Source organism: Leifsonia stereocauli (genome assembly GCF_038432415.1).
Classification (GTDB): Bacteria; Actinomycetota; Actinomycetes; order Actinomycetales; family Microbacteriaceae; genus Orlajensenia; species Orlajensenia stereocauli.
The window spans coordinates 859,507-885,873 of record NZ_JBCAUN010000002.1; the positions used below are offsets into that span (position 1 = coordinate 859,507).

At 68.9% G+C, this 26,367-nt stretch carries 29 protein-coding genes; 17 read left to right on the plus strand and 12 right to left on the minus strand.

Annotated elements, in window-relative coordinates:
* Positions 1-3: 3 nt before the first annotated feature.
* Positions 4-1,386 carry an APC family permease gene (locus tag AADV74_RS12880; protein WP_342114676.1) on the minus strand — a complete coding sequence of 461 codons (1,383 nt, stop codon included), beginning with the start codon at positions 1,384-1,386 and terminating at the stop codon, positions 4-6.
* Between the two features lie 120 nt (positions 1,387-1,506).
* Complete coding sequence (locus AADV74_RS12885; protein ID WP_342114679.1) at positions 1,507-2,496, minus strand: NAD(P)/FAD-dependent oxidoreductase; 990 nt, start codon at positions 2,494-2,496, stop codon at positions 1,507-1,509.
* A 73-nt stretch (positions 2,497-2,569) separates the two neighbouring features.
* On the opposite strand from AADV74_RS12885, the gene AADV74_RS12890 reads away from it, so the two are divergent.
* From AADV74_RS12890 to AADV74_RS12910, 5 genes are all read left to right on the plus strand, one after another.
* Entirely contained in the window at positions 2,570-3,226 is a 657-nt protein-coding gene (locus tag AADV74_RS12890) for a helix-turn-helix domain-containing protein (protein WP_342114681.1), read from the plus strand.
* A 117-nt stretch (positions 3,227-3,343) separates the two neighbouring features.
* Positions 3,344-4,144 carry an alpha/beta fold hydrolase gene (locus tag AADV74_RS12895; protein WP_342114683.1) on the plus strand — a complete coding sequence of 267 codons (801 nt, stop codon included), beginning with the start codon at positions 3,344-3,346 and terminating at the stop codon, positions 4,142-4,144.
* A gap of 99 nt (positions 4,145-4,243) precedes the next feature.
* On the plus strand, positions 4,244-5,635 hold the full coding sequence (locus AADV74_RS12900) for an FAD-binding oxidoreductase (protein WP_342114684.1): 1,392 nt from the start codon (positions 4,244-4,246) through the stop codon (positions 5,633-5,635).
* Positions 5,632-7,008, plus strand: a complete 1,377-nt coding sequence (locus tag AADV74_RS12905) for a class I SAM-dependent methyltransferase (RefSeq protein ID WP_342114686.1) — start codon at positions 5,632-5,634, stop codon at positions 7,006-7,008. Before AADV74_RS12900 ends, AADV74_RS12905 begins: the two co-directional genes overlap by 4 nt.
* A 75-nt stretch (positions 7,009-7,083) precedes the next feature.
* On the plus strand, positions 7,084-7,845 hold the full coding sequence (locus AADV74_RS12910; protein ID WP_342114688.1) for a ParA family protein: 762 nt from the start codon (positions 7,084-7,086) through the stop codon (positions 7,843-7,845).
* A 21-nt stretch (positions 7,846-7,866) separates the two neighbouring features.
* On the opposite strand, the gene AADV74_RS12915 is transcribed toward AADV74_RS12910, so the two are convergent.
* Positions 7,867-8,682 (minus strand): NAD(P)H-binding protein, encoded by an 816-nt coding sequence (locus AADV74_RS12915; protein WP_342114690.1) that lies wholly within the window; start codon positions 8,680-8,682, stop codon positions 7,867-7,869.
* Positions 8,683-8,817: 135 nt separating this feature from the next.
* Between AADV74_RS12915 and AADV74_RS12920 the strand changes: the two genes are divergently transcribed.
* Both AADV74_RS12920 and AADV74_RS12925 read left to right on the plus strand, forming a co-directional pair.
* Entirely contained in the window at positions 8,818-9,828 is a 1,011-nt protein-coding gene (locus tag AADV74_RS12920) for an AraC family transcriptional regulator (protein WP_342114693.1), read from the plus strand.
* Entirely contained in the window at positions 9,825-10,316 is a 492-nt protein-coding gene (locus AADV74_RS12925) for a MarR family winged helix-turn-helix transcriptional regulator (RefSeq protein WP_342114695.1), read from the plus strand. The genes AADV74_RS12920 and AADV74_RS12925 overlap by 4 nt, the downstream gene beginning before the upstream one ends.
* Positions 10,317-10,346: 30 nt before the next feature.
* On the opposite strand, the gene AADV74_RS12930 is transcribed toward AADV74_RS12925, so the two are convergent.
* Together AADV74_RS12930 and AADV74_RS12935 are read right to left on the minus strand one after the other, a co-directional pair.
* Complete coding sequence (locus AADV74_RS12930) at positions 10,347-10,778, minus strand: cupin domain-containing protein (protein ID WP_342114697.1); 432 nt, start codon at positions 10,776-10,778, stop codon at positions 10,347-10,349.
* 143 nt (positions 10,779-10,921) lie between these two features.
* Entirely contained in the window at positions 10,922-11,785 is an 864-nt protein-coding gene (locus AADV74_RS12935) for an SDR family NAD(P)-dependent oxidoreductase (RefSeq protein ID WP_342114699.1), read from the minus strand.
* A gap of 101 nt (positions 11,786-11,886) precedes the next feature.
* Between AADV74_RS12935 and AADV74_RS12940 the strand changes: the two genes are divergently transcribed.
* Positions 11,887-12,729 carry a helix-turn-helix transcriptional regulator gene (locus AADV74_RS12940; protein ID WP_342114701.1) on the plus strand — a complete coding sequence of 281 codons (843 nt, stop codon included), beginning with the start codon at positions 11,887-11,889 and terminating at the stop codon, positions 12,727-12,729.
* 57 nt (positions 12,730-12,786) lie between these two features.
* On the opposite strand, the gene AADV74_RS12945 is transcribed toward AADV74_RS12940, so the two are convergent.
* The 5 genes from AADV74_RS12945 to AADV74_RS12965 form a co-directional block, all read right to left on the minus strand.
* Positions 12,787-15,810 carry a hypothetical protein gene (locus tag AADV74_RS12945; protein ID WP_342114703.1) on the minus strand — a complete coding sequence of 1,008 codons (3,024 nt, stop codon included), beginning with the start codon at positions 15,808-15,810 and terminating at the stop codon, positions 12,787-12,789.
* Positions 15,811-16,019: 209 nt separating this feature from the next.
* Positions 16,020-16,418, minus strand: a complete 399-nt coding sequence (locus AADV74_RS12950; protein WP_342114705.1) for a hypothetical protein — start codon at positions 16,416-16,418, stop codon at positions 16,020-16,022.
* A 35-nt stretch (positions 16,419-16,453) separates the two neighbouring features.
* Positions 16,454-17,362 (minus strand): endo alpha-1,4 polygalactosaminidase, encoded by a 909-nt coding sequence (locus tag AADV74_RS12955; protein WP_342114706.1) that lies wholly within the window; start codon positions 17,360-17,362, stop codon positions 16,454-16,456.
* Positions 17,363-17,379: 17 nt separating this feature from the next.
* Positions 17,380-18,648: a diaminobutyrate--2-oxoglutarate transaminase gene (gene ectB, locus AADV74_RS12960; RefSeq protein ID WP_342114708.1), complete on the minus strand. Its 1,269-nt coding sequence runs from the start codon at positions 18,646-18,648 to the stop codon at positions 17,380-17,382.
* A 106-nt stretch (positions 18,649-18,754) separates the two neighbouring features.
* The gene (locus tag AADV74_RS12965) at positions 18,755-19,219 is read right to left on the minus strand and encodes a MarR family winged helix-turn-helix transcriptional regulator (RefSeq protein ID WP_342114710.1); all 465 of its coding nucleotides are present in this window, start codon (positions 19,217-19,219) and stop codon (positions 18,755-18,757) included.
* Between the two features lie 58 nt (positions 19,220-19,277).
* Between AADV74_RS12965 and AADV74_RS12970 the strand changes: the two genes are divergently transcribed.
* Entirely contained in the window at positions 19,278-19,496 is a 219-nt protein-coding gene (locus AADV74_RS12970; protein ID WP_342114712.1) for a hypothetical protein, read from the plus strand.
* A gap of 3 nt (positions 19,497-19,499) precedes the next feature.
* Here AADV74_RS12970 and AADV74_RS12975 read toward each other — a convergent pair whose 3' ends face one another.
* Entirely contained in the window at positions 19,500-19,793 is a 294-nt protein-coding gene (locus AADV74_RS12975) for a DUF4287 domain-containing protein (protein ID WP_342114714.1), read from the minus strand.
* Positions 19,794-19,817: 24 nt separating this feature from the next.
* A complete protein-coding gene (locus tag AADV74_RS12980) occupies positions 19,818-20,282 on the minus strand; it encodes a cupin domain-containing protein (RefSeq protein ID WP_342114716.1) in 465 nt (154 codons plus the stop codon).
* Between the two features lie 60 nt (positions 20,283-20,342).
* Here AADV74_RS12980 and AADV74_RS12985 point away from each other — a divergent pair, with 60 nt between their 5' ends.
* The 8 genes from AADV74_RS12985 (at position 20,343) to AADV74_RS13020 (ending at position 26,327) form a co-directional block, all read left to right on the plus strand.
* Entirely contained in the window at positions 20,343-20,789 is a 447-nt protein-coding gene (locus AADV74_RS12985; RefSeq protein ID WP_342114718.1) for a VOC family protein, read from the plus strand.
* A gap of 9 nt (positions 20,790-20,798) precedes the next feature.
* Positions 20,799-21,485: an NUDIX hydrolase gene (locus tag AADV74_RS12990; RefSeq protein WP_425287299.1), complete on the plus strand. Its 687-nt coding sequence runs from the start codon at positions 20,799-20,801 to the stop codon at positions 21,483-21,485.
* Between the two features lie 129 nt (positions 21,486-21,614).
* Positions 21,615-22,109 (plus strand): bifunctional nuclease family protein, encoded by a 495-nt coding sequence (locus AADV74_RS12995; RefSeq protein WP_342114720.1) that lies wholly within the window; start codon positions 21,615-21,617, stop codon positions 22,107-22,109.
* Between the two features lie 61 nt (positions 22,110-22,170).
* On the plus strand, positions 22,171-22,668 hold the full coding sequence (locus tag AADV74_RS13000) for a DUF2975 domain-containing protein (protein WP_342114722.1): 498 nt from the start codon (positions 22,171-22,173) through the stop codon (positions 22,666-22,668).
* Positions 22,665-22,895, plus strand: a complete 231-nt coding sequence (locus AADV74_RS13005; RefSeq protein WP_342115194.1) for a helix-turn-helix domain-containing protein — start codon at positions 22,665-22,667, stop codon at positions 22,893-22,895. The genes AADV74_RS13000 and AADV74_RS13005 overlap by 4 nt, the downstream gene beginning before the upstream one ends.
* 166 nt (positions 22,896-23,061) lie before the next feature.
* Positions 23,062-23,481, plus strand: a complete 420-nt coding sequence (locus AADV74_RS13010; protein ID WP_342114724.1) for a YciI family protein — start codon at positions 23,062-23,064, stop codon at positions 23,479-23,481.
* A 21-nt stretch (positions 23,482-23,502) separates the two neighbouring features.
* The gene (locus AADV74_RS13015; protein WP_342114726.1) at positions 23,503-24,744 is read left to right on the plus strand and encodes an RNA polymerase sigma factor; all 1,242 of its coding nucleotides are present in this window, start codon (positions 23,503-23,505) and stop codon (positions 24,742-24,744) included.
* Positions 24,745-24,854: 110 nt separating this feature from the next.
* Positions 24,855-26,327 carry an MFS transporter gene (locus tag AADV74_RS13020; protein ID WP_342114729.1) on the plus strand — a complete coding sequence of 491 codons (1,473 nt, stop codon included), beginning with the start codon at positions 24,855-24,857 and terminating at the stop codon, positions 26,325-26,327.
* Positions 26,328-26,367: the final 40 nt, after the last annotated feature.

Below are 26,367 nucleotides of genomic sequence, written 5' to 3' on the forward strand. Positions count from 1 at the left end.
GCCCTACTCGGACTTGCCCTCGTCTGAGCCGGCGCCCGACGTCGTCGAAGCGCGCGACGCGGACACCCGACGAGCGATGAGGAAGACCGCGGCACCGACGACGAGCACGATCGCTCCGAACAGCCAGACCTGCGGCGACTGCTGGGTGAGCAACAGCACGCAGGAGGCGATGCCGAGGATAGGCAGAACCGTCCAGGCCTGGAAGTGCGGGTGGTCGACCTTGTCGCGGCGCAGCACGAGCACCGCGATGTTCGTGCTGGCGAAGACGAAGAGCAGTAGGAACACCACTGTCTCGGCGAGCACCGACAGGTCGCCCAACAGCGTGAGCCCCATGGCGATGAGAGTGGTCGCGAGGATGGCGACCCACGGCGTGCGGCGCTTCGGGAGCACCCGCCCGAACACACTGGGGAGGAGGCCCTGCTCGGCCATGCCGTAGGTCATGCGGCTCGCCATGATCATGGTGAGCAGCGCTCCATTGGCCACGGCTATCAGGGCGATCGCGCTGAACAGCCATTCGGGGACTCCGAGGCCGGATGCCGACACGACGGCGAGCAGCGGACCACTCGACTCGCCCAGCTCCGACGGAGACAGGGTGATCGAGCTGGCGAGGGCGACGAGCACGTAGACGGCGCCGGCCACGGCCAGCGCGCCGAACAGGGCACGCGGGTAGTTGCGTGGCGTGCGCAGCTCCTCGGCGACGTTCGCCGAGGTCTCGAATCCGACGAAGGAGTAGAAGGCGATGATGGTGGCTCCGAGCACGGCGCCCCACGGCGAGACCCCGTCACGGAACTCGAGCACACGGGCCGGCTCCCCGTTGCCCGAGCCGAGCACGACGGCTCCGGCGATGATGACGATGAGGAGTCCGGTGAGCTCGATGACCGTCATGACGACGTTGCCCGCCATGGACTCGCGGATGCCGCGGGCGTTCAAGGCGGCGACGAGTGCCAAGAAGACGATGGCTGCCGGGATGGGGGGCACGTCGATGAAGGTGCCGAGGTAGTCGCCGGCGAAGGCGAGCGCCAGACCCGCGGCGCTGACGACGCCGGCCGAGAGCATGCAGAAGCCGACGAGGAAGGAGATGACGGGCCGCTTGAAGGCGCGCTCGGCGTAGATGGCGGAGCCACCGGCGCGTGGATACTTCGTGACCAGCTCTGCGTAGGACCCGGCCGTGAAGAGCGCCATTACCAGAGCGAGCAGCAGAGGGAGCCAGAGCGCCCCGCCCACCTCCTCGGACAGCACGCCCATGAGCGCGTAGATACCGGCCCCGAGGACATCGCCGAGCACGAAGAGGAACAGGAGCGGGCCGGTGATGGAGCGGCGCAGGCGGGTGTCGGAGTCGGGTGTGTCGGTCGCATCCGGGGCCGCTGTCGTGGGTGCGTCAGCCACGGGAGGCTCCCGTCTGTGCGATGGCGTGCTGGTGAAGGGAAGTGAAGCGGTGCATTCCGTTCATTGTTCCCGGGTGCGCTGGCGAGCGTTGGCCCCTTGACTTCCGGCGGGGAAGTGTGGCTATTCGACCGGCGTCACAGCGAGAGCCTTGCGCACCTCCTCCTCGACGAGGTCGGCGTTGAGGCCGGCCCCGGCCATGTTGCCCGCGGCCATGGAGAAGGGCACCGACGACCGGGCATCCGTCACGTTGCCCGCGGCCCAGAGGCCAGGGACGCTCGTACGGCCCATCGGGTCGACGTCGAGCCAGCTCGAGCCCTGGCGGTCGACGACAGCGGCGCCGAGTTCGCGCGCCAGCGCATCGAGTGGTGCCGGCGCCGGGCCCGCGAAGATCGCGTCGACGGGCACGGATGCGCCGTCGGCGAGGCGCACGGCGGTGACGGTGTCTGAGGCATCCGTTTCGATCGAAGCGATCAGGCGTTCCTCGACGACGATGCCGCGCGCGATAAGCGCGCTGCGCAGCTCGTCGGGGAGCTCGGTGCCGTTCACGAGGTAGGTGACGTCGGCGGAGAGCTGGCGCATGAGCTGTGCCTGGTGCGTGCTCATGGGGCTGGCCGCGAGGATGGCGATGCTGCGGTCGCGCACCTCCCAGCCGTCGCAGTAGGGGCAGACGACCACGCCGCGTCCCCACTGCCCGGCGAGGCCGGGGACGTCCGGCAGCTCATCGCGCAGGCCCGTGGCGAGCAGCATCCGTCGCGTGATGTGGGTGTCGCCGGAATCGAGCACGACCTCGAAGGCCGCCTCGGTGCCGTCTTCCGTGCCGTCTTCCGTGCCGTCCTCGGTGCCCTCGTCGAGGAGGGCTGCGGACGCGACTCCTCCTGTCTGCACCTCGACGGTGTCGTAGCGCGCCAGTTCGCGGCGGCCGTCGGCGAGGAGGTCGAGCGGTGAGGTGTGGTCGCGGCCGAGCACGCCGTGCATGTGGGCGGCGAAGCGGTTGCGGGGTCGCGCCTGGTCGATGACGAGCACGCGTCGGCGCGAACGGCCGAGCATGAGGGCGGCGCTGAGTCCGGCGCTGCCGCCGCCGATGATGATGACGTCCCAGGATGTGTTCATGGGTCGATCCTGCGCCGTCGGTTCGTACAATGGCAAACAGGTTTGCTGAAACTGCAAAGACAAGGGAGCGCCCATGGCTCACGTGCACGACTGGAGTTCTGCAGCGGGGTCGGACGAGCCAGGGGCTCCGGATGCCGCCCCCGACGCTGCGTCGACGAGTTTCGAGGCGATGCTCGACCAGGTCGCCCCGCGCTTGCGCGCGCTCCGCCAGCGCCGGGAACTCACCCTCGCCGAGCTCGCCGAGCGCACAGGCATCTCGGTGAGCACGCTCTCGCGACTCGAGTCAGGCGGACGGAGGCCGGCGCTCGACCTGCTCATGCGGCTCGCCGGGGTGTATCGGGTGAGCCTCGACGACCTCGTCGGTGCGCCGCAGATCGCCGACCCGCGCGTGCGCCCGAAGCCGTTCTACCGCAACGGCAAGGCCATCATCCCGCTCACCCGAGACAACCCAGACGTGCACGCCTTCAAGATGGTGCTGCCCGGTCACGACCCTGCAGCGCCCGTCGAGACGAGCACGCACGAGGGCTACGACTGGATCTACGTGCTCAGTGGTCGCGTGCGGCTGGCCCTCGGCACCGAGGAGATCGTGCTCGAGGCCGGAGAGGCAGCCGAGTTCGACACCCGGCTGCCGCACGGCAACGTGAGCGCGTCGATGGAACCGGCCGAGATCCTCAACCTGCTGAGTACACAGGGCGAGCGGGTGCACCTGCGGGAGTCGCGGGATCGGTGAGGCGCGGGGTGACGGTGGTCTCGATGCGCGTCCTCGCTGTGCTCGGGCGCTACTCGACCAGCGGTGTGGTCGCTACTCGACCAGCGGGGAGGCGGCGGTTACCGAGAGAATGGCAGCATGAGCGCCCCCTTCCCCGCCCTGACCGAGATGCCGTCGCCGCAGTACGTGATGTCGGCCGACGGTCTGCGCATCGCGACCTACCAGTGGGGCGACGACGATGCTCCGACGGTGCTCTGCGTGCACGGCTTCGCGTCGAGCTGCCGAGACAACTGGGTGAGCACGGGCTGGGTGCGCGACCTCACGCGTGCGGGCTTCCGCGTGCTCGGTGTCGACCAGCGCGGGCACGGGGCGAGCGACAAGCCCTACGAGGCGTCCGCCTACGGGATGAATGCCCTCGTCGACGACCTCGTGACGGTTCTCGACACCTACATCCTCGACACCGTGCTCTACGCCGGCTACTCGCTGGGGGCGCGAGTCGGCTGGCAGCTCGCCGTACAGGTTCCCGAGCACGTGGGGCGTGCCGTGCTCGGCGGCATCCCCGACGGGCGGCCTCTCGCACGCCTGCAGATCGAGCAGGCCCGGGCATATGTCGATCACGGCATACCTGTCGAAGACAAGGTCACGCAGAACTACGTGACGCTCACCGAACGCGTTCCAGGCAACGATCTGCGCGCTCTCATCGGGCTGGCCGAGGGCATGCGGCTGGGTGACGCCGATCCCGATCCGACGCATCCGCCGACTCAGGAGATCCTGTTCGCGACGGGCAGCGAGGACGCCATCCTCGAGCGGTCGAGGCTGCTGGCGGATGCCACACCCCATGGCACCTTCGTGGAGTTGCCCGACCGTCACCACTTCAATGCGCCCGGGTCGCGGGTGTTCCGGCAGGCGGCAGTGGAGTTCTTCACACGGGGGGAGTAGCGCGGATTCGGCACGCTTCGGCCGCGGACTTCGTCCGGGCCTCAGCGAGCGAGGACGAGGCCCTTCACGCAGGCATGGCTGCGGACTAACGTGTGACACGTGTCCGCTCCCGCGACCGACGCGCGAACCGCTCACGCCGACGGCGTGGAGCGCCTTCTGGAGAGCTATCGGGCGGTACCGCCCGCGGCATCCGTTCGTCTGGCCAAACGCACCTCGAACCTGTTCCGCACGCGAACCAAGACGGATGCGCCGGGCCTCGACACCTCCGGCCTGACCGGCGTGATCTCGGTCGATCCCGAGGCGAAGACCGCCGACGTTGCCGGCATGTGCACCTATGACGACCTCGTCGCGGCCACACTGCCCTATGGCCTCGCTCCGCTGGTCGTGCCCCAGCTGAAGACCATCACGCTCGGAGGAGCCGTCACGGGTCTCGGCATCGAGTCGACGTCCTTCCGCAACGGGCTGCCGCACGAGTCCGTGCTCGAGATGGACATCCTGACCGGGGCGGGCGACGTGCTCACAACATCGCCGGTCGAGCACCCCGAGCTGTACCGGGCCTTCCCCAACTCCTACGGCACGCTCGGCTACGCCGTGCGCCTGCGCATCGAGCTGGAGCCGGTCGAGCCGTTCGTCGCGCTCAGGCACGTGCGATTCCACTCCATCGACGACCTCGTCGCGGCGATGGATCGCATCGTCGACACCGGCCTCCACGACGGGGTTCCGGTGGACTACCTCGACGGCGTGGTGTTCAGCGCGGTCGAGAGTTACCTCTGCCTGGGGACGCAGACCGCGGCGCCTGGCCCGGTGAGCGACTACACCCGGCAGCGCATCTACTACCGCTCCCTCCAGCACGACGACGGAGTGACGGCCGACCGACTCACGATCCACGACTACCTGTGGCGGTGGGACACCGACTGGTTCTGGTGCTCGGAGGCGTTCGGCGCGCAGCATCCGTTGGTCCGACGGGTCTGGCCTCGGCACCATCGACGCAGCAGCTCCTACGCGAAGCTCATGACGCTGGAACGGCGGTTCGACATCGGCGACCGCCTCGAGAGACTCAAGAATCGCCCAGCACGGGAGCGCGTGATCCAGGACGTCGAGATCCCGATCGACCGCTGCGCCGAGTTCCTCGACTGGTTCCTGGCGACTGTGCCCATCGAGCCGATCTGGCTGTGCCCGCTGCGGCTCCGTGACGGGCGGGGCACCGACGCCGGCTGGCCGCTCTACCCGATGAGGCCGCAGCAGACCTACGTGAACGTGGGCTTCTGGTCGACGGTCCCGGTGGGCTCGACCGAAGGGACGTCGAACCGACTGATCGAGCAGAAGGTGAGCGAGCTCGACGGCCACAAGTCGCTGTACTCCGAATCGTTCTACTCGCGGGAGGAGTTCGACGAGCTCTACGGCGGCCCGAGCTACCGAAACGCCAAGGAACGCTACGACCCCGATTCCCGACTCCTCGACCTCTATGCGAAGGCGGTGCAACGACGATGACGACGTTCAAGGAACGCCCGACCGGTTCCACGGATCCCGGTGGTTCCAGCCATTCCCCGAGTGCGACGGATGCCGCTGCGAGACCGGAGGCGACGGGGAAGTACACGCTCGCCGAGGTCTTGGAGATCCTCGCCGGCGGCCACCTCCCGCTGAGGTTCACCGCCTACGACGGGAGTGCGGCCGGGCCGGCGGATGCGCCGCTCGGGATCGAGCTGAAGACTCCGCGGGGCACGACCTACCTGGCCACGAGTCGGGGCGATCTGGGCCTCGGTCGGGCCTACATCGCGGGCGATCTCGAGATCCACGGAGTGCATCCGGGAGACCCGTACGACCTGCTGCGAGCCCTCGCGGACGACCTGGTCTTCAAGCTCCCGTCGCCGCGTGTGATGGCGCAGATCGTCCGCTCCATCGGGGTCGAGCACCTGCGCCCGATCGCTCCACCTCCCCAGGAGGCTCCGCCGCGCTGGCGTCGGGTCGCCGAGGGCCTTCGGCACAGCAAGAGTCGCGATGCCGAGGCCATCCATCACCACTACGACGTCTCGAACACCTTCTACGAGTGGGTGCTCGGCCCGTCGATGACCTACACCTGCGCGTGCTACCCGAGCCTCGACGCCTCGCTCGACGAGGCGCAGGAGAACAAGTACCGGCTGGTGTTCGAGAAGCTGCGGCTGAAGCCGGGGGACAGGCTGCTCGACGTCGGATGCGGGTGGGGCGGAATGGTGCGTTACGCCGCCCGCCGCGGCGTGAAGGCCACTGGCGTCACCCTCTCGGAGGAGCAGACGACGTGGGCGCAGCGGGCCATCGCCGTCGAGGGCCTGCCCGATCTGGCCGAAGTGAGGTTCGGCGACTACCGGGACATCACCGAGACCGGCTTCGACGCCGTGTCGTCGATCGGCCTGCTCGAGCACATCGGAGTGCGCAACTACTCGTCGTACTTCCGCTTCCTGCAATCTCGGCTCCGCCCAGGCGGCCTGCTGCTGAACCACTGCATCACACGGCCCGACAACACGTCCACGCCCTCGACGCGCGGTTTCATCGACCGCTACGTCTTCCCCGACGGTGAGCTCACGGGTTCGGGTCGCATCATCACCGAGGCTCAGGATGCCGGCCTCGAGGTGCTGCACGAGGAGAACCTGCGGCAGCACTACGCGCTCACACTGCGCGACTGGTGCGCCAACCTGGTCGAGCACTGGGACGAGGCCGTCGCCGAGGTGGGGCTGCCCACGGCGAAGGTCTGGGGCCTTTACATGGCAGGGTCACGGCTGGCGTTCGAGGTCGGCGGAATCCAGTTGCACCAGGTGCTGGCCACCCGGCCCGATGCCCACGCCGGCGCCGGAGACAGGCTGCCGCTGCGGCCGTGGTGGACGGCGTAGCAGTCGAGGCTGATAGCTTCGGCGTCAAGAGTGGTGCTGCTCGGCGCCGGTCATCCGACGGAAGGACTCCCCGGCATGAAGGTCGTAGCCGTGTACAGCACCAAGGGCGGTGTCGGCAAGACGACGGCCGCGGTCAACCTCGCCGCCGAGGCGTCAGCCGACTTCAGGGTGCTGCTGTGGGACCTCGACCCGCAGGGGGCCGCGACCTTCCTGCTGCAGGTGAAGCCCAAGCTCAAGGGCGGCATCGACGCCCTCGTGGCCGGCGACAGCAAGGTGAAGAACGCGATCCGATCGACGAGCATCCGCACCCTTGACGTGCTTCCTGCCGATGCGGGCTACCGCGACCTCGACCTCGTGCTGGACCACGCGAAGAAGTCGCAGCAGCGCATCGCGAAGATCCTCGAGCACATCGAGGACGACTACGACGTCGTGGTGCTGGACTGCCCGCCCGGAGCCGCTGTGGTGGCTGAGAACGCCATCTTCTCGGCCGACGTCGTCGTGGTCCCGCTGGTGCCGTCGCCGCTGGCGATGCGCTCCCTCGAGCAGGTCACCGAGTTCGTCGCCGAATCGGTGTCGAAGGCTCGGATCCTGACGTTCTTCTCGATGGTCGACCGGCGGAAGACCATGCACCGTGAGACCGTGCGCGATCTCCCGGGCACCAGCAAGGCCGTGACCGACGTCGTCGTGCCCGCCACCGTGGTGATCGAGCGGATGGGCACACTGCGGGCCCCGGTGTCGAGCTACGCCCCCAACACCGAGGCCGCCCGCGCGTTCGGTGAACTGTGGGCGCGGGTGGCCACGGTGATCAAGGTGAAGGCGCGCAAGCGCAAGCGCTGAGCGCGCTACTGAGCTCCGTCGTCACACCCACGCCCCCGCGGTGACGGCCTCGGCGAGCACCGCGCGGAGCTCGCGCGGCTGACGTCCGAGCGCGTTCGCGACACCGTCGGTCGTGTTCACGTTGCGTCCGTCGAAGACCTCGCGGCAGAGTTCGGTGAGCAGGGTCGCGACGAACTCGCCCTCCTCGGCGGCGACGGCGGCGTGGAAGTCGTCGAAGCCCAGCGGCACGTAGACGACCTCGCGCCCGCTGAGTTTGGAGAGCAGCGCGGCGACCTCCGCGAAGGTCAGCGACTGCGGTCCGGTGACCTCGTGCACCACGCCCTCGTGCCCGTCTTCGGTGAGCGCCCGAGTCGCCACCTCGGCGATGTCGTCGACATCGATGAACGGCTCCCCCACGTCGCCGGCGGCCATGGCGAGCACTCCGGTCTGCACCGCGTAGCTGAGCGCGCCCTCGGTGAAGTTCTGCGCGAACCAGCTGGCCCGAACGATGGTCGACGGGATGCCGGAGCCGAGCACGATGTCTTCGCAGCGCCGCGCTCCGTCTTCGCCGCGACCCGAGAGCAGCACGATGCGCTGCACACCGGAAGCGCGGGCGACCTCGGTGAGGCGGGCTATGGCGAACTCGGAGCCAGGGGCTGCGAGATCGGGGACGTAGGCGACGTAGAGCCTGTCGACGCCGCGCAGCGCGTCGGACCAGAGCTCCGGGCGCTCCCAGTCGAAGGCGGGGCTGGTCTCGCGGGCGAGTCGGCGCACCGTGTAACCGTCGGCCTCGAGCAGGGCGGCGACGCGACGCCCGGTCTTGCCGGTGGAGCCGATGACAGCGAATGTGGTGGACATGGTGAATTCCCTTCGTTGGTGATGCGTACACCCTCGCGCCGGACTGCGAGACGGACAATCGCCCTGCGCCGCTGTCTCTATGCCGATCATCCAGAATCTGGGACGTCCGGCTGATCGGCATGCCACTCTGGACGCATGGTCAATCCGCGCCCGCACAGGAGCCGCGGCATCCGTGGGGCACATGAAACCGCCGACGACCTCGCTGATGGTCTCCACCTGCTGCGCTTCACCGGCGCGCTCTACTGCCGCGCCGAGCTTTCGGCACCCTGGGGCGTTGAATTCCCGGAGCTCGACGGCTACATGATGCTTCCGGTCGTGCTCGCCGGCCGCTGTGTGCTCGAGATCGACGGCGAGCGGCACACGCTCGAAGCCGGGAGCGCTGCCCTGATCACGCGCGGGGTGACCCACCGATTGCTGAGCACGGCGGATGCCGCGAGCAGACCGCTCTTCGACATCCCCGTCGAGCGGGTCACCGAGACGTTCGAGCACATGCGAATCGACGGCGGCGGAGACCGCACCCAGATCGCCTACGCGGCGATGAAGGTCGACGCCCCGCTGGCCTCACGCCTGACCGACGAGTTGCCGGGCCTCATCCGTGTCGACGCCTGGGACGACGGCGAGGCAGGGGCTTTCCAATCGGTGCTGCGGATGCTGGCTCGCGAGGCCGAGGGAACCCAGCCCGGCGGCGAGGCCGTCATGACGAGCCTGGCCGACGTGCTAGTCATCCAGGTGCTGCGGTGGTGGCTGCGCACGACCGAACTCCCCGCGACGGGCTGGCTCACCGCCGTGCGGGACCCGCAGGTTGGACGTGCCCTCGGCCGCATGCACGCCCGGCCCGACCACGACTGGACCTTGGTCGAGCTCGCCCGGCAGGCGAACATGTCGCGCTCGGCCTTCGCCGAGAGGTTCGCGACCCTCGTGGGCGAGCCTCCGATGCGCTACCTCGCCGGCTGGCGGCTGCAGCAGGCGCATACTGAGCTCGTGCGCACGGCCGATCCGATCGCGTCGATCTCGAGCAGGGTGGGCTACACCTCGGAGGCAGCGTTCAGTCGGGCGTTCAAGCGGCACTATTCGGCGACGCCGGGGGAGGTGCGGCGTTCGGGTGCGCTGGCCGGCGTCGAGCACGGCGGTAGGCTCCGAACGTGAGTGAGCCCGACGACGAGGTCGACCTGATCATCGATGCGTGGTCCCGTCGACTGCCCGATGTCGACCTGACGCCGCTTGACGTCATGTCGCGGCTCCGGCGCGTGTCGAAGAAGCTCAGCGTGCTGCGAGCCGGCGCCTTCAGCGGCGCGGGCCTCGCCGCGTGGGAGTTCGACGTCCTCGCCGCATTGGGGCGAGCGGATGCTCCTCACGAGCTGAGCCCCGCCCAGTTGATCGAGGCGACCATGATCGGCAGCGCCGCAATGACCAACCGACTCGACAACCTGTCGCGACGTGGTCTGGTCGATCGGCGGCCGCATCCGCGGGACGGACGCAGCGTGCTCGTGCGGCTCACCGACGAGGGCGCTTCACGGGTCGACGACGCCATGCGCACGCTCGCCCAGCGCGAGGCCGAGGAGTTGAGCGGGCTCAGTCAGGAGGAGCAGGCGACGCTCGCTGCGTTGCTGCGGAAGATGGCGAAGCCGGAGTAGGCGCTTGCGCGCCGTGGGTCGCCACGCCTGTCACCAGGGCGACGGGCGGTCGTTGTCCCTCGTGCTGTCGTCGGGGAGGTGCGGCAGTTCGGTGCCTCCGGCGCGGATGCACAGCCAGCGCAACTGCTCTGGCGAGTCGGGCAGGCAGCGCCAGGTGCGCCACACGCCTTGGCCGACGCGCACGACGGTACCCGGACCGACGTCGACGATCTCGTCGTCGATGCCCATCTGGCCGCGACCGGCGAGGAAGACGTAGGCCTCCTCGATGCGGGAGTGCGCGTGCCAGTACCCCGCCTCTTCACCGGGCTCGAAGGCGTTGGCCGTCATGCCGATGAACTGCATCGTGAGTTCGTGGTCGACGACCCGTCGGCCGTCGCGCGAGCTCTCGGGGCGGAATCCGCCGAAGTGCTGGCGCCAGTCGTCGAGGCTGCCGAGTTCCACGATGTCGTAGTTGTCGCTCATGGGTTCATCGTATGGCGGGGCATCCGACGGATGCGGGCGATCGTCGTGATCGGGGCCACCTTCGGCGCGCGGGCCCCGGCTGCGACGTGAGCCGGTGCGCTGAAGGTGGGCCGGGGTGGTTGGGTGTGTCGCTTTCGTCGGCGCTACTCAACCAGCGGGGCGGGGGTGGTCGCGGCGACGACCGCCGCGTAGCGCGAGGCGAGCTGCGGGCTCTGGCCGTGGAACGCTGCGACGTCGGCGGTGAAGACCGACTCGAGCAGGGCATAGTCCTCGACGCCGGGTGCGATGACGACCTCTCCGAGGTCGATGCCGGCGAGCGTGGCCGTGACCACATCGTCAGCCGACATGCGGGGCAGCGCCGAGAGGTCCATGCCCTGCACCGTGTGGAACTCGGTGGCCACGACGCCCGGGCAGACGACGTGCACCGTGACACCGGAACCGGATGCCGCGAGCTCGGCGCTCAGGCTCTGCGAGAGCGCCACAGTGTGGGCGAGCGTGCCTGTGTAGACGCTGCGGCCGCCCTGCGGAGCCGGCGCCTCGGCGGGGCCGGAGAAGGCGATCATGCCGGCGACGTTGACGATGGTGCCGGCGCCGCGAGCGATCATGCCCGTCACGGCTGCGCGGGTGAGAAGCGTCGGCGCGACGACCTTGACGTTGAGAAGCTCGAGAGCCTTCTCGGCCGGCAGGTCTGTCAACGGCATGTAGTGCGCGACGCCGGCGTTGTTGACGAGCAGGCTCACGGGGCGACTGGCGGCCACGTCAGCGACGGTGGTGATGCCCTCGATGGTCGAGAGGTCGGCCTCGATGACCTGCACCGCGACGTCCGGCAGCGAGGCGGCCAGCGCGTCGAGGCGGTCGCGGCGGCGTCCGACGATGATGAGGTCGTGGCCGAGCGCGGCGAGGCGCTCGGCGAAGGCGCGGCCGATGCCGGATGAGGCGCCCGTCACGAGGGCGAGGGGCGCGGCGGCGGTTGAGGGGGCGGGCGATGAAGCGGGTGCGGTTGTCATGCTTCCAGCATCCGCGTGCCGGATGCCGATAGGCAGTCGTTCGGTTGTCGTAGGACTACCAGGGCTAGGACAAGCGCCGACCGGGCGCGCAGACTGGACGCATGGACTGGGAATTCGGACGGATGCTGCGCCGCTGGCGTGATCGCGTGACGCCCGAGAGTGCCGGTGTTCCCGTCGGCGGTCGGCGGCGGGCCTCTGGTCTGCGTCGGGAGGAGCTCGCCGCACTCGCCGGAATCTCCACCGACTACCTGACGCGCCTCGAGCAGGGCCGGTCGACCTCGCCCTCGGCCCAGGTCGTCGAGGCTCTCGCCCGGGGGCTGCGGCTGTCGGATGCCGAGCGCGAACTGTTCTTCCAGCTGGCCGGCCACGCCGCTCCCGGGCTCGACATCGTTCCGACGCGCATTCCGCCGAGCGTGCAGCGACTGCTCGACCGGCTGGCGAACACGCCGGTCGCGGTCTACGACGCCAGCATGACGCTGATCGTGGCGAACGCTCCGTACGACGCGCTCATGGGCGACACCTCGAAGCTGCGCGGCATCGAGAGGAATGCCGTGTGGCGCAACCTCGTCGGGCCGGGCAACCGCGCCGTGCAGACGCCTGAGGAGACGGCCGAGCTGGAGGCGCGAATGGTCAGCGACCTGCGGCTGACGGCGTCGCGGTATCCCGCCGATCGCGCGCTCGGTGGGCTCATCGGCGAGCTCAGCGCGCAGAGCGCTCGGTTCGTGGAGCTGTGGGAGCACGGCGAGCTCGAGAGGCCTCGCGAGCTGGCGCGGCGCAAGGTCATCGACCACCCGACCGTCGGCCACATCACGCTCGACTGCGACACCCTTGTCGTCGCCGCGGACGACCTGCGGCTCATGGTCTACACAGCTGAGCCCGGCACTGCGGATGCCGAGAAGCTGGCGCTCGCGGTGGTCCTGGGGACGCAGGCGCTGGTGGAGTGACTCGAGCGGGGCCGCGGCGGGTGTGTAGGCGCTTCGGCCGCGGACTTCGTCCGGGCCTCAGCGAGCGGGAAGCGGGCTGGCGGGTGTGCGCCGCCAGCGCAGCGCCAGCAGCGCTCCGATCACCAGGAGCAGGGCACCGAAGGCTGCGGCGTACCACGGCGTCGACGCCGGGATCTCGAGGTAGACCGTCAGGCCGAGGATGCGCGAGAGGCCCCACGGCAGCAGCGCCATCTGGTCGTTCCAGATCGTGAGTGCCTGTTCGAGGCCGACCACCCCGAGGAAGCCGCCGAGCAGCACGAGTACGAGTCCGCTCGAGCCGAGCACGGCCCCCGTCGCCCGGCGCCCGCCGATCTGGCCCGCCAGCGACCAGCCGACAGCCACCAGCACCCAGGCGAACAGCGCGAACGCCACCGTGATGTACAGCGTCCGGGCGAGCGGGTCGGTCCAGAAGCCGAACCAGTAGTAGCCGGGCCCGCGCACGGCGAGCACAGCAAGGAGCAGGATCACCCGCAATGCGATGGCGCCACCGGCGGCGGCGATGATCGGCCACGGCGACAGCTTCCTCATCACGAGGGCGATGCCGGCGGCGAAGACGAGCCACGCCGCGAGGGTGAAGAGCAGGTGCGTCGGCGCGATGAACCATGTCAGGATGCCGCGGCTGACCACGAGGAGCGCCGCGGGCACGACCACGAGCAACACCTTCGAGAGTCTCGACAACCCGGCCACGGCATCCGTCGCCCGCCAGGGTCGTGTTCCGACGAGCCAGAGCGCGCGTGCCGCAGTGGCGCCGGGCCAGCGGGAGAAGGGGGCGCGACCCGCGAGGATCCCGAGGGCGAGCCAGAGGCCGAGGAGCACCAGGACCACGCGCGCCAGCCAGGCCATCGGCAGGTCGAGGGTCGCGCGCTCCATGCCGATGCGCGCGGCCGTGAGGTTGTAGGCGGGGAGGTCGACGTCGCCCGCGTAGTTCGCCTCGTGCACGGCCGCGAAGCCCTGGAACGCGGTCTTCGCCTGCGCCCACTCGCTGTAGGCGGCATCCGACCCCGTATCGAGCCACTGCGCATGGCGCAGCACCATCGTGCGGTACGAGCCGAGGGTCTGGAACAGGTTCACCTGGTAGTCGAGGGTGTCGACGAAGTGCTCGCGCAGCGTGTCGTCGCGCCAGGTGCCGGCATCCGTCGCCGCGATGGCATCGCGCATGGACTTCGCCGTCTCGACCGCGGCGTCGCCCTCGGCGATGGCCTGCTCGAGTTCAGGCTTGCTCACGTGGTAGATCACGTCGAGCACCGCGCTGTCGCCCGTGAGGATGTCCCACTCGAAGATCCACATCATGGGCGGTGGCTCGAGACCCAGAGCTCGGACCCGCTGATCGGCGAACGGCCCGATGTACAGCCCCTTGGTGACGGCCGCGCGCGATTCCGCCATGGCCGCGCCGATGGCCTCGACCGTCGCCGGGTCGTCGGAGAACCACTGGCGGATCCAGTCGGCGGTGAGCTCGGCAGGGTCGGCGTCCGGATCGCGTGCGAGGCTCGCGGCGAGACGGGTGTTCAGCTCGTACAGCTGCCAGAAGCCCGCCTTCAGCTCGAGGGTCAGAGGGCCGGCGCGCCACGGCCCGCCGTCCTGCGTCCAGGTCCAGATGCCCTCGACGTTCGGATTCGCGGCGATGAAGTGCTCCAGCGCCTGCTGATAGAGCACGCCGAGGTCGTTGGGCAGTGCCCCATAAGCCTCGAATTCGCGTCGACTCTGGAACTCGATGATGCGGCGCTGCGACCCGGACTCCAGCGTCGTGTTCATCGGCAGGTAGCTGTAGAAGTCGCCGAGGGTGTGCTTCGTCGAGACGATCAGGGCGGGGGAGTCGATCCCGTCGAGCACCTGCGCGTACGACGCCGGATCGACGTGCATGTCGCCGACGGCGCCCACGCCGACACTCCACGATCGGAAGATGACCTCATGCCCGGATGCCTCCGCCTGGTCGCTGAACGTCGTGAGCATCGCGCGAACCGATGCTACCGACGTGACGGCGAGCTTGGAGTAGTAGTCCCAGCCCGGGAGGTCGTACACCTGCCCGGCCTCGCCGATGCGGATGAGCACACCGTCTACTGACGGCATGGCTGCGTAGAGCTCGTCCAGGCCGGCGCGGTAGACGTCCCAGAATGCCGGGTCCTCGGTGGCGAGGCCGCCGAAGGTGCGATCGAAATAGTTCTCGAGCGGGGTCGTGAGAGCCAGCATGTCGGTGCGGAAGTACACCTTCATGCCGAGGTCGTCGGCGTACTCGAGCATGGGCTCGAAAGCGGCGCGCATGGCGTCAGCGCGTGCGCGGTGCTGGTCGTCGGCGGCGTACACCTCGGTGCCGTCGCCGACGCCGTCGAAGGTGATGAACTCGATGAAGCCCGGCACGGCGATCGCGTTGTAGCCGAGCGCGACGGTGTGTCGCACGTACTCCTCGAACTCCGTCGTCGCGACGGCAAGAGCCGCTTCGTCGATGTAGGGAGCGTCGGCGAGCATCACGTCCTTGAAGGCGTTGGAGTTGTGGGAGTAGTCGGTGCCGGCAGTGTGGGCTTCGGCATCCGGCTCGATTCCGACAGCCCCGAGATCGACCATTCGGAACGGCAGCTTGGAGTCGACCGTGCGGCCGAGGTTCTCGGTGACGGGCCGCCCGGCGCGCACGGCGGTGGCCAGGTCGTAGACGCCCAGGACCGCACCGCCACGCGAGGCCGCCGAGATGCGGATGTCGGTGGGACTGCCCGAGACGGAGTAGCTCTCTCCGGATGCGTCGACACTGTCGAAACTCACGGTGAGGGTCGCTGTTCCGGATGTCGCTCGGGCGTCGGCCACGGCGTCGCGCAGTTCGTCGACGGCGGTGGTCACGCGCAGGTCGTCGGGGGCGTCGATGCCGGTGAATTCGGGTGGCAGCACGACGGCTGAGGCCGGTGCGACGCTGAGGTTCTCGACGGGGATGCCCACCGAGGGCTGGCTCTGCAGGCCGAGTGCGTCGGATACCTGGGAGGCGACGCCGGCGCCGAGGGCGAGGAGGGCGAGGGAGACGCCGATGAGCGTCAAACGTCGCCGCGATGCGAGTTTCACTGCGTCAGATTAGCCCGGATCGGATCGGTCGATTGACCGTCCGGGGGCGTTGGCCCCTGCACTGGGTGCGCTTCGGCCGCGGACTTCGTCCGGGCCTCTGCGAGCGGGTGGTGGGTGCGCTTCGACCGCGGACGTCGTCCGGGCCTCTGCGAGCGGGTGGTGGGTGCGCTTCGGCCGCGGACTTCGTCCGCGCCCAGCGAGCGGGTGGGTCAGGTGGCCGCCGGCCGTTCGACCAGACGGCGCACACCGACGCGCGCGAGCATCAGCGTGATGATCAGGAGGGTGACGGGAAGGAAGCCGCCGAGGTACACGGCGTCGCCGAAGAGCAGGTCGGTGAGCCACAGGATGACGAACTTGCTGCCGGCGGCGACCACGAACAGCAGGGCCGCCGCGACAGCGCGCCCGGGCAGCGTCGTCGCAGCCCGAACGCGCGCCACGACCCGCGTCTTCAGTGCCACGACGACCTCGAGCGCGACCTTCAGCAGCACTGCCGTCAGCAGCGAGAGCAGGAACGACTCGGAGATCACCGCCGGGAAGAACTGGACGAAGAGGCCGAGGATGACCAGGTAGACGAGCACGTCGACGAGATCGATGGGGCGGATGCGCACGGGTGCAGCCTACAAGCGGTGCCGCGCGAGCGCGTTCAACAGGACTTGTAGACGTAGTCCGGCTTGCCCTTGGCCACCACGTCGCGATCGCGGAGGATCACCGAGATCGTCGTGCCCTGCTTCTTGCAGGCCGTCGTGTAGGCCGACTTCGGGTTGTCGGTGTACTCGATCTCGATGACGTTGCGGCCGAAGACATTCGTGTAGGCAGCGCACTCCGTGTACATCTGACACTCCTCCGCGATGGCGAAGTCGAAGCCGACGGTCTTCTTGCCTGCCGTGCCGAGCTGCGGCGTGTTCTTCTGGGCGATGGCCAGGCCCTTGCCGTGCGCGTGGGCGGCGAGCAGCTGCGCGAGGGCCACGTTGTGCGCCTTGGTCAGCAACTGCTTTCCGGCGCTCTTCGAGCGGGTCCAGGAGTCGAGGTTGTCCGGCTCGATCGCCTGGAAGCCCTTCTCGGCGCACCCGTCGATCCATGAGTTCATGATGGCGGCGATGCGCGTGCGCTTGGCGGCTGTCGAGGTGTCGAGCAGGTACTCGTCCCATTCGGGATCGCCGACCTTCACGCCCTTGCTGTTGCGCAGGATCAGGTCGCTGTTCCTGCCCGACCAGGTCTTCACGTCGTCGGGCTGGGTCTGGTAAGCGTTGACGTAGCAGATGTTGTACTTCCCGGTCGCCGGCTCCGCTGTGCTATCACGGGCGACGATCCTCACGGATGACGCCGGTGTGTATGCGCCGCCGAGCTGGTAGTCGAAGCGCCCGTTCACCGGGGGCAGCGTGACCTTCTTCGCGGCGGCGGAGGCTGCTGATGCGCTCCATGTGGTCGTCGCACCCGCGGTGGTCGTCGCATCCGTTCCGGCGTCCGCCGCCATGGCGACTCCGGCGACGGATGCCGCGGCCAGGCTGACGGCGAGTGCAGCGGTGAGGACCCTGCGCGGGATGCTGCTCATGGGAGTGCCTGGGGCGCTCAGAGCACCGCGTCGAGGCTGTCGCTGACGATCTGCAGGCCGCGAGCCAGTTCGTCGTCGCTGATGGTGAGGGCGGGGAGGAACTTGAGCACCTCGTCGTGGGCGCCGGAGGTCTCGATGATGAGGCCGCGCGTGAATGCCTCCTTCGAGATGCGGCCGGCGAGGGTGCGGTCGCTGTCGATGGCGAGGCCGTACATCAGGCCGCGTCCGCGCACGACGGCGCCGAGCGACGGGTGCGCGGCGGCGAGGCGTGCGAGCGCATCGCTCAGCACCGCCGACTTGGCCTTCACGCCGTCGGTGAGGGCGGCATCCGTCCAGTACTCCTCGAGGGCGACCCGAGCCGAGACGAAGGCGAGGTTGTTGCCGCGGAACGTTCCCGTGTGGGCACCCGGCTTCCAGACGTCGACCTCGGGGCGCAGAAGCACGAGCGACATCGGCAGGCCCGAGCCTGAGATCGACTTCGACACGGTGACGATGTCGGGAACGATGCCGGACTCCTCGAAGGCGAAGAACGATCCCGTGCGACCGATGCCCGACTGGATCTCGTCGAGGATGAGCAGGATGCCGTTGTCGGCGGTGAGCTGGCGCAGGCGCTGGAGCCAGGCGGAGCTCGCGACGTTGATGCCGCCCTCGCCCTGCACGGCCTCGACGATGACTGCCGCGGGCAGGTCGAGACCGCTGCCGGGGTCGCCGAGCATCTTCTCGAACAGGTCGAGGGTGTCGACGCCCTCGCCGAGGTAGCCGTCGAACGGCAGCCGCGTGACGTTGTCGAGCGCGATGCCCGCCGCCTCGCGGTAGTGGCTGTTGCCGGTGGCGGCGAGGCCGCCGAGGCTCAGGCCGTGGAAGGCGTTGGTGAACGCTACGACGTTCGAGCGGCCGGTGGCCTGGCGAGCGACCTTGAGCGCGGCTTCGACGGCGTTGGCGCCGGTCGGCCCCGTGAACTGCAGCTTGTAGTCGAAGCCGCGCGGCTCGAGCACGAGCTTCTCGAAGGCCTCGATGAAGCCCTTCTTGGCGCTCGTGGCCATGTCGAGGCCGTGGATGATGCCGTCGTGCTCGAGGTACTCGATGAGCGCGCGCGTGAAGGCCGGGTTGTTGTGGCCGTAGTTCAGAACTCCGGCGCCGGCGAAGAAGTCGAGGAACTCGCGGCCGTCGGCGGCCGTCAGCACGGATCCTCGGGCACTGTCGAAGACCACGGGGAAGGAACGGATGTAGCCCCGAACCTCCGACTCCCGTCGATCGAATGTCTCCAAAGACGAGACGTCGCTCACGTCGCACCACCTCTTGCTCGAATGAATTGCGCGCGCTGTGTCGAAAATGCGCACTCTGAAAGGGTACGTTGCCGCCCGCCGATTCCCCGACGACGACGGATGCCGCTCAGCGCGTCGCGCGTACCGCGGCGATCACGTCGGTGAGCTGGGACCGGAGGCGCTCGAGCTCGTCGAGCTCGACGCCGAGCCTGGCCACGATCTGGGGAGGAACGCCCAGGGCCTGCTCGCGCAGCCGGGCTCCGGCATCCGTCAGCGTGATGTTCAAGGCCCTCTCGTCGGCCGGGTTCCGATCGCGGGCGATGTAGCCCTGAGTCTCGAGGCGCTTCAGCAGCGGCGACAGCGTGGCCGGCTCGAGCTGGAGGGCATCGCCGAGGTCGCGCACGGTACGGGGGCTGCGCTCCCAGAGCGCGAGCATGACGAGGTACTGCGGATGCGTCAACCCGAGCGGTTCGAGCACGGGGCGGTAGAGGCCGATGACCCCGCGCGCGGCCACCGCGAGGGCGAAGCAGACCTGGTTCTCGAGGGCGAGAACGTCGGGTTGCGGGCTGAGGGTCTGGGCTGAACTGCTCATGCGCCCAGACTACCTGCTACCCTAATGATTAGTACACGAACGAAATGGGGCTGGAGAGATGGGCAGCAGGTTCTGGCGCTTCTACGAGAAGGCCAACGACGTGGTGCGCACGTTCACCGGACCCGCGCAGGTGGGCATCGGTCGCCCCGAGGGTCCCGACATCCGTCCTGCCGATCCGTCGTGTCCGCTCTGCCACCACCCGATGTCGGAGCACCGCATCGAGCGGTCGAGCGACCAGCGGGTGCCGACGCAGCTGTACTGCCCGAGCGCGGGCTGAGCCCTATGTCGTGGCGGGGTTCGAAGCGGCCCCGTCGAGCCAGAGCGTGTCGCTCGGATCGCTGTGAGCAGTGCCGGTGTTCACGTGCTTCTGGCTGATCTGCGGGCCCTTGGTGATCACGTGCACGAGCGCCATGCCGTGGCCCTTGCCCAGTTGGTAGTCCTCCGCCAGCCACGCCAGGATCGGAGCCGCCTTAGTGGTCTCGTCGAAGCCCTTCTCGTGCGCGAGCTCGAGGAACTGGCGCGGGGTGAGCCCGGTCTTGGCCTCGATGTTGTCGAGGTAGGCCTGGAACGTCATGCGTTACTCCTTCGTGGTCGGGGCTCAGTCGGCCCAGGTCTGGATGATCGTGTCCGACGCGTGGATGCAGAGGATGCGGAGGCGCCCGGTGCCAGCGTTCTTGAAACCATGCCACACGCCGGCCGGAACCGTGGCCGTGTCCTCGGCGTTCGCGACGAGGGTGGCCGTACCGACGCTGATGCGCGCAGTGCCCTCGATGACGAACCAGGTCTCGGTGTACGGATGCCAGTGCAGGTCCGGCCCGTCGCCGGGCTCGGCGTCGACGAAGAAGTACGAGATCCCGGCTCCGTGCTCCCGGCCGACGAAGCGGCGGGTGCCCTTGGTGCCGATCAGGAGGGCCGCTGCAGGGATGACCTCCGGGGCGATGGATGCGGCCTCGCTGGGCTCCATCGTGATCTCGGCGGGGCTGGTGGAGACGGGCATGGCGGCCTCGATTCCGATTCGCTCGGGAGCGACAGGATGCCGCTCGCTCTGTCGCCAGCCTCTCATCAGAGGCACAGCTGAGGCTAGGGACGCGACCCTCAGTGGTCGGTGAGTAGCATGCAAGGTATGCCCATCAAGCTCGAGAACGTCGGCATTGCCGTTCGCGACATCGAAGCCGCGATCTCCTTCTTCACCGACCTCGGGCTGACCGTCGCCGGCCGTGACACCGTCAGCGGCGAGTGGGCCGAGACCGCCGTCGGCCTCGACGGGAACCACGCCAGGATCGCGGTGCTCCAGACGCCGGACGGTCACGGCGCCATCGAGCTCTTCGAGTACATCCACCCCGATGCGATCGAGACGGAGCCCACTCTTCCCAACGAGATCGGCATGCATCGCGTCGCCTTCTCGGTCGACGACATCGACGATGCCCTCGCGATCGCCGCGAAGCACGGATGTCACCCGCTGCGCGGCGTTGCAACCTACGAGGACATCTACAAGCTCACGTACGTGCGCGGTCCGAGCGGCATCATCGTGATGCTCGCGCAGGAGCTGAAGAAGATCCGACCTGCCTAGGCTGGACCCATGATCCCAGCCGACGACGGCCCGCGCTCCCAACTCGAGGCGCTGTGCGGGCGTCCGCTCGACTGGCACGCCGACCTGCAGCGGGCGATGCTCGGGTCGGCGACGCTGCGTCCAGCGGCGGTGCTCGTGCTGTTCGGCGTGCTCGACGACCAGCCCGCGCGGGCGGACGGACCCGTGCGCGGCGACCTCGATGTGCTGCTGCTGCGTCGCGCCTCGACGCTGCGCACGCACGCCGGGCAGATCGCGTTCCCCGGCGGCCGACTCGAGGCTTCCGACGACGGACCCATCGCCGGAGCCCTGCGCGAGGCCGTCGAGGAGACCGGCCTCGACCCCGACGGCATCGAGCCTCTCGGAACCCTGCCCCCGTTCCCGGTGCCGGTGAGCCGACACCTCGTCACCCCGGTACCGGCGTGGTGGACGCATCCTTCGGAGGTCGCCGCCGTCGATCACGACGAGTCCGTCGACGTCTTCAGGGTGCCTGTGGCCGACCTCCTCCTGCCCTCGAACCGCGCCATCACGTCGCACACGCTGGGAGAGCGCACCTATCGATCGCCGGCGTTCACGGTGGACGGGCGGCTCATCTGGGGCTTCACCGCCATGGTGTTGTCGCGCATGTTCGACGAGCTGGGTTGGGCCGAACCGTGGGACGACGCGCGCGTGGTCGTGCCCGACGATCTGCTGCCCTGAGCATCGGCGCACTGAACACCGGTGCACTGAACACGGGCGCGCTGAACACGGGGCGGGCTCACGGCATCCGGATCTACCATGGCACTATCGACCGGTGATCTCAGGCCGCAGACTCCGAGGGGAGGCGTCATGGTGCAGGTGCGCATCCTCGGGGTGGCGCTCGATTCGGCGCTGCAGCACATCATCCTGCTGAAGCCCGTGCTCGACGAGCCCGGTGAAGGCCGGGTCGTGCCCATCTGGGTGGGCGAGCTGGAGGCGACGTCGATCCTCATCGCCACGCAGGGCGAGGAACCTCCGCGGCCGCTCACGCACGACCTCATGAAGACCGTGCTCGAGACCCTCGGGGCCGAGGTCGAGCGGGTGGACGTGACCCGCATCGAGGACGGCACCTTCTACGCAGAGATCACGCTGATGACGCCATCCGGGCGCCGCGTCATCGACGCGCGGCCATCCGACTCTCTCGGGCTCGCCGCGCGCTTCAATGCGCCGATCTGGGTGGCGGATGCGGTGGTCGAGGAGGCAGGGATCCCGGCAGAACTCGTCGACGTCGCCGAGGACGAGGAGAAGCTCGAGGAGTTCAAGGAGTTCCTCGAGCACGTGGATCCCGAGGATTTCCAGGGCTGAGATCTCTATTCGGTTTCACTAATCGATTGACAAACGATAGAAATCGCGTATTAATCAATGCATGAGAAGCATTGATCGAGTCGTCGTCCCGCTCAGAGTGCTGTTGGTGCTCGTCTTCGCCGGGTTGGTCGTCGCTCAGACGTTCAGCCTGCCGGGCCAGTTCCGGTACATGGCCGAGCAGAACCCGGATCTCGGGCCGGTTCCGTGGTTGCTCCTCGCGTTCGCCGTCGTCGAGGTGCTCTGCATCCAGGTCGTGATCGTGTGCACCTGGCGGCTGCTCACCCTGGTGCGGGCCGATCGCATCTTCAGCAACGAGTCGTTCGGCTGGGTCGACGGGATCGTGTGGGCCCTCGTCGTCGGCTGGGCTCTACTCGCCGGTGTCTCGGCCCTCATCGTGGGCATCATCTACTTCACGCCGGAGCTGCGCGACCCGGGCACTCCCATGCTGCTGTTCGGGCTGGTGCTGATCGGCGGTGTCGTGGTGCTCACGGTGGTCGTGCTGCGGGCTCTGCTGAGGCAGGCCACCGTGCTGCAGGCCGACATGGAGGACGTCATCTGATGATCGTCGTTCGCATCGACGTCGAACTCGCCAAGCGCAAGATGAGTGTCGGCGAGTTCGCCGAGAGGGTCGGCCTCACGCCGGCGAATGTCGCCGTGTTGAAGAACGGCCGGGCGAAGGCGGTGCGGTTCAGCACGCTCGACGCCATGTGCCGGGTGCTGGAGTGTCAGCCCGGGGATCTGCTCGAGTACGTGGACTCGGAGGAGGAGCACGATCTGACCACCTGAATGGATGGTCAGCGCATCCGTTCCCTGAATGCGCATCGGGCGGTCGCTTCGCTCGGCCCTCGGCGAGCGGGGTATTTTCTCGGCGCCCGTGTCGATTCCCCATCGCGCCGTTCGACCTTGGAGTGAGAAGGTCGAAGAGCGACCTTTCAGAACAAGGAGAACGACGATGGCCAAGTACATGCTGATCATGCGCACGAGCGACGAGACGGCGACGAAGTTCGCCGAAGCCGACTTCGCCGACCTTCTCGACGCCATGGGCAAGTTCAATGACGAGCTCATCCACGCGGGCGTGCTGCTCGCGGCCGAAGGCCTCGACGACCCGAGCACCGGCGTCGTCGTGGACTTCACCGGCGACACGCCTGTGGTGAGCGACGGCCCGTACGGCGAGACGAAGGAGCTCTTCAACGGCTTCTACATCCTCGACGTCGCCTCGCAGCAGGAGGCCGTGGAGTGGGCCAAGCGCGCGCCGTACACCGAGGGGACCAAGACCGAGATCCGTCGTGTGCCGTCGATCGACGAGTTCCCGCAGGACAACATCTGGATCCAGAAGGAGCGCGCCTGGCGCGAGCAGACCGGGCAGCTCTGATCGCGTGGTGCTGATCGCGTGGTGAGCTCTACCGAGGCGCGGAGCGCCGTCGAAGCCGTGTGGCGCATCGAGTCCGCACGCATCGTCGGCGCCCTCGCCCGGTACACCGGCGACTTCTCCCTGGCCGAGGACCTCGCGCAGGAGGCCCTGGCCGAGGCGCTCGTCTCGTGGTCCGTCGACGGCGTGCCGACTCAGCCAACGGGGTGGCTCCTCACTGTCGGCCGTCGGCGGGCCATCGATGCGTTCCGTCGGCGATCGGGTCGCGACGAGCGCTACGCCGTGCTCGCCCGTGATCTCGACGAGTCGACGCCCGGTGCCGACGCCCTGTTCGACCCCGACGGGATCGACGACGACGTGCTCGCGCTCATGTTCATCGCCTGTCACCCCGTGCTCTCGAAGGAGTCGCGGCTCGCGCTCACCCTGCGCGTCGTCGGCGGCCTCACCACCGACGAGATCGCCCAGGCCCTGCTCGTACCGGGGCCCACGGTTCAGGCGCGCATCACCCGCGCCAAGAAGACCCTGGCCGCGGCGCAGATCCCCTTCGGGGTTCCGGATGCCGCTGAGATCCCCGAACGCCTGAGCTCCGTGCTGCAGGTCATCTACCTGATCTTCACCGAGGGCTCCTACGCCTCGGCTGGGGACGCGTGGATGCGCTCAGAACTCGCGAGCGAGGCCCTGCGGCTCGCCCGCGTGCTGGCGCAGCTGCAGCCCGACCCCGAGGTCTTCGGCCTGCTCGCGCTGATGGAGCTCACCGCCGCCCGCTTCCCCGCCAGGCTCGACGCCTCGGGCAGCCCGGTGCTGCTCGAGGACCAGGACCGCAGCCTCTGGGATCATGCCGCGATCCGGCGGGGTCGGGCAGCCCTCACCCGCGCTGTGAGCCCGGCCGGGGGTCTGCGGGCGTACGGGCTGCAGGCGTCGATCGCCGAGTGCCATGCCGTGGCGGCATCCGTCGGCGAGACCGACTGGCAGCGCATCGTCATCCTCTACGAGGCACTCGGGCGTCTCGCGCCGTCGCCGATCATCGAGCTCAACCGTGCCGTCGCCGTCGCGATGGACTCCGGACCGGCGGATGGCCTGGCCGTCGTCGCCTCCATCGCCGAGCGCGGCGAGTTGGCAGGGTCGCACCTGCTGCCGGCGGTCCGCGGCGAACTGCTGCTGCGGATGGGGCGCCGCGAGGAGGGACGAGCCGCGCTGCTCGAGGCGCTGGGGCTGTGCAGGAATGCGGCGGAGCGGGCGGCGTTGGAACGGAAGCTGGTAACCTGAACGTTCGACCGACATTCTTCGTCGGTGTGGTCGCGTCACCGATTCAGGGGCGTGATCCGGGCTGGAAACCCCGTGATCACACATACTCAATCGGAAAGCGGGCCACGCCCATGTCTTCGTCAACCTCTCGTCGCTGGTGGGTGCTCGTCACCCTCGCGCTCACTCAACTCATCGTCGTCCTCGACGGCACCATCGTGAACATGGCGCTGCCGCAGGCGCAGCAGGAACTCGGGCTGACCGACTCCGAACGTCAGTGGGTCGTCACCGGCTACGCCCTCGCCTTCGGTGCGCTGCTGCTGCTCGGCGGCCGCATCGCCGACTACTGGGGCCGCAAGCGCACCTACCTCGTGGGCATGGTCGGGTTCGGCATCGCCTCCGTCATCGGCGGCATCGCCCAGAACGGCACCGAGCTCATCCTGGCCCGCGGGCTGCAGGGGGTGTTCGCCGCCCTCATGGCGCCGGCCGCACTCGCGCTGCTCACGGTGACCTTCCCGAGCGGACGCGACCGCAACAAGGCGTTCGCCGTCTTCGGCGCCGTCGCCGGTGCCGGTGCCGGCGTCGGCATGCTGCTCGGCGGACTGCTGACGGAGGTCGCCGACTGGCGCTGGTGCCTGCTCGTGAACGTGCCCGTCGTGATCATCGCCTTCATCGCCGGCGCCATCCTCGTGACCGAGAGCCGAGCCGAGGGAGAGAACCGCTATGACATCCCCGGCGTCGTCACTGTGACGCTCGGCCTGGGCTCGCTCGTCTACGGCTTCACCCTCGCCGAGGACAGCTGGACCTCTGTCGGCACGGTCGGCTTCATCGCGGTCGGCGTCGTGCTGCTCGTGGCCTTCGTCTGGATCGAGTCGCGCGTTGGCCAGCCCCTGCTGCCGCTCCGCATCGTGCTCGACAAGGTGCGGGGCGGGGCCTTCCTGCTGCAGGCCATCGCGGGCAGCGTGATGATCGGCGCGATGGTTTTCCTCACCTTCCACCTGCAGATCGTGCTCGGCCTCTCGCCTCTCGTGGCCGGTTTCGCCACTCTGCCGCTGCCTGTGGTCATCTCGCTCTGCGCGCCGCTCGCGACAAAGGTGCTCTCGACCTGGGGTCCGCGCCCGCTGATGATCGGCGGCACGCTGATCGCTGCCGTCGGGCTCGGCTACCTCAGCCTCATCACGGTCGACGGCAGCTACGTCGTGCAGGTGCTGCCCGCTCTCGTGCTGCTCGGGATCGGCATGGCGATGCTGTTCATCCCGATGCAGAACCTGGCTCTCGCCGGTGTCGCCCCGCACGATGCCGGAGCCGCGAGCGCCACCGCGAACGCCGCGATGCAGATCGGCGGATCGATCGGCCTCTCGATCTTCGCGACGGCCTACGCCTCGGCGATGCGCGACGCATCGGTGCCCGACTCGATGGGCGCCCTCGTGGACGGGTACTCGGCAGCATTCCTGTGCTCGGCGGTCGCCATGCTCGTGGGCACGGTGATCGCGATCGCGTTCATCCGTCGGCCGAAGGGGCAGGCGGGGACGGATGCGGCTGAGTCGACGGCTGCCGTCGACGACGAGGCGCCGACGGGCTCGGTGCCGGTCACATCCGGTCGCTGACGCCCGGACGCAGTCTCGGTCGCTGAGGCCCGGGCGAAGC

Coding starts and splice junctions, on each gene's coding strand:
- AADV74_RS12885 (WP_342114679.1), bottom strand. CDS start 2,496: ATGAACACATCCTGGGACGTCATCATCATCGGCGGCGGCAGCGCCGGA.
- AADV74_RS12890 (WP_342114681.1), top strand. CDS start 2,570: ATGGCTCACGTGCACGACTGGAGTTCTGCAGCGGGGTCGGACGAGCCA.
- AADV74_RS12895 (WP_342114683.1), top strand. CDS start 3,344: ATGAGCGCCCCCTTCCCCGCCCTGACCGAGATGCCGTCGCCGCAGTAC.
- AADV74_RS12905 (WP_342114686.1), top strand. CDS start 5,632: ATGACGACGTTCAAGGAACGCCCGACCGGTTCCACGGATCCCGGTGGT.
- AADV74_RS12910 (WP_342114688.1), top strand. CDS start 7,084: ATGAAGGTCGTAGCCGTGTACAGCACCAAGGGCGGTGTCGGCAAGACG.
- AADV74_RS12915 (WP_342114690.1), bottom strand. CDS start 8,682: ATGTCCACCACATTCGCTGTCATCGGCTCCACCGGCAAGACCGGGCGT.
- AADV74_RS12920 (WP_342114693.1), top strand. CDS start 8,818: ATGGTCAATCCGCGCCCGCACAGGAGCCGCGGCATCCGTGGGGCACAT.
- AADV74_RS12930 (WP_342114697.1), bottom strand. CDS start 10,778: ATGAGCGACAACTACGACATCGTGGAACTCGGCAGCCTCGACGACTGG.
- AADV74_RS12935 (WP_342114699.1), bottom strand. CDS start 11,785: ATGACAACCGCACCCGCTTCATCGCCCGCCCCCTCAACCGCCGCCGCG.
- AADV74_RS12940 (WP_342114701.1), top strand. CDS start 11,887: ATGGACTGGGAATTCGGACGGATGCTGCGCCGCTGGCGTGATCGCGTG.
- AADV74_RS12955 (WP_342114706.1), bottom strand. CDS start 17,362: ATGAGCAGCATCCCGCGCAGGGTCCTCACCGCTGCACTCGCCGTCAGC.
- AADV74_RS12965 (WP_342114710.1), bottom strand. CDS start 19,219: ATGAGCAGTTCAGCCCAGACCCTCAGCCCGCAACCCGACGTTCTCGCC.
- AADV74_RS12970 (WP_342114712.1), top strand. CDS start 19,278: ATGGGCAGCAGGTTCTGGCGCTTCTACGAGAAGGCCAACGACGTGGTG.
- AADV74_RS12975 (WP_342114714.1), bottom strand. CDS start 19,793: ATGACGTTCCAGGCCTACCTCGACAACATCGAGGCCAAGACCGGGCTC.
- AADV74_RS12980 (WP_342114716.1), bottom strand. CDS start 20,282: ATGAGAGGCTGGCGACAGAGCGAGCGGCATCCTGTCGCTCCCGAGCGA.
- AADV74_RS12985 (WP_342114718.1), top strand. CDS start 20,343: ATGCCCATCAAGCTCGAGAACGTCGGCATTGCCGTTCGCGACATCGAA.
- AADV74_RS12990 (WP_425287299.1), top strand. CDS start 20,799: ATGATCCCAGCCGACGACGGCCCGCGCTCCCAACTCGAGGCGCTGTGC.
- AADV74_RS12995 (WP_342114720.1), top strand. CDS start 21,615: ATGGTGCAGGTGCGCATCCTCGGGGTGGCGCTCGATTCGGCGCTGCAG.
- AADV74_RS13000 (WP_342114722.1), top strand. CDS start 22,171: ATGAGAAGCATTGATCGAGTCGTCGTCCCGCTCAGAGTGCTGTTGGTG.
- AADV74_RS13010 (WP_342114724.1), top strand. CDS start 23,062: ATGGCCAAGTACATGCTGATCATGCGCACGAGCGACGAGACGGCGACG.
- AADV74_RS13020 (WP_342114729.1), top strand. CDS start 24,855: ATGTCTTCGTCAACCTCTCGTCGCTGGTGGGTGCTCGTCACCCTCGCG.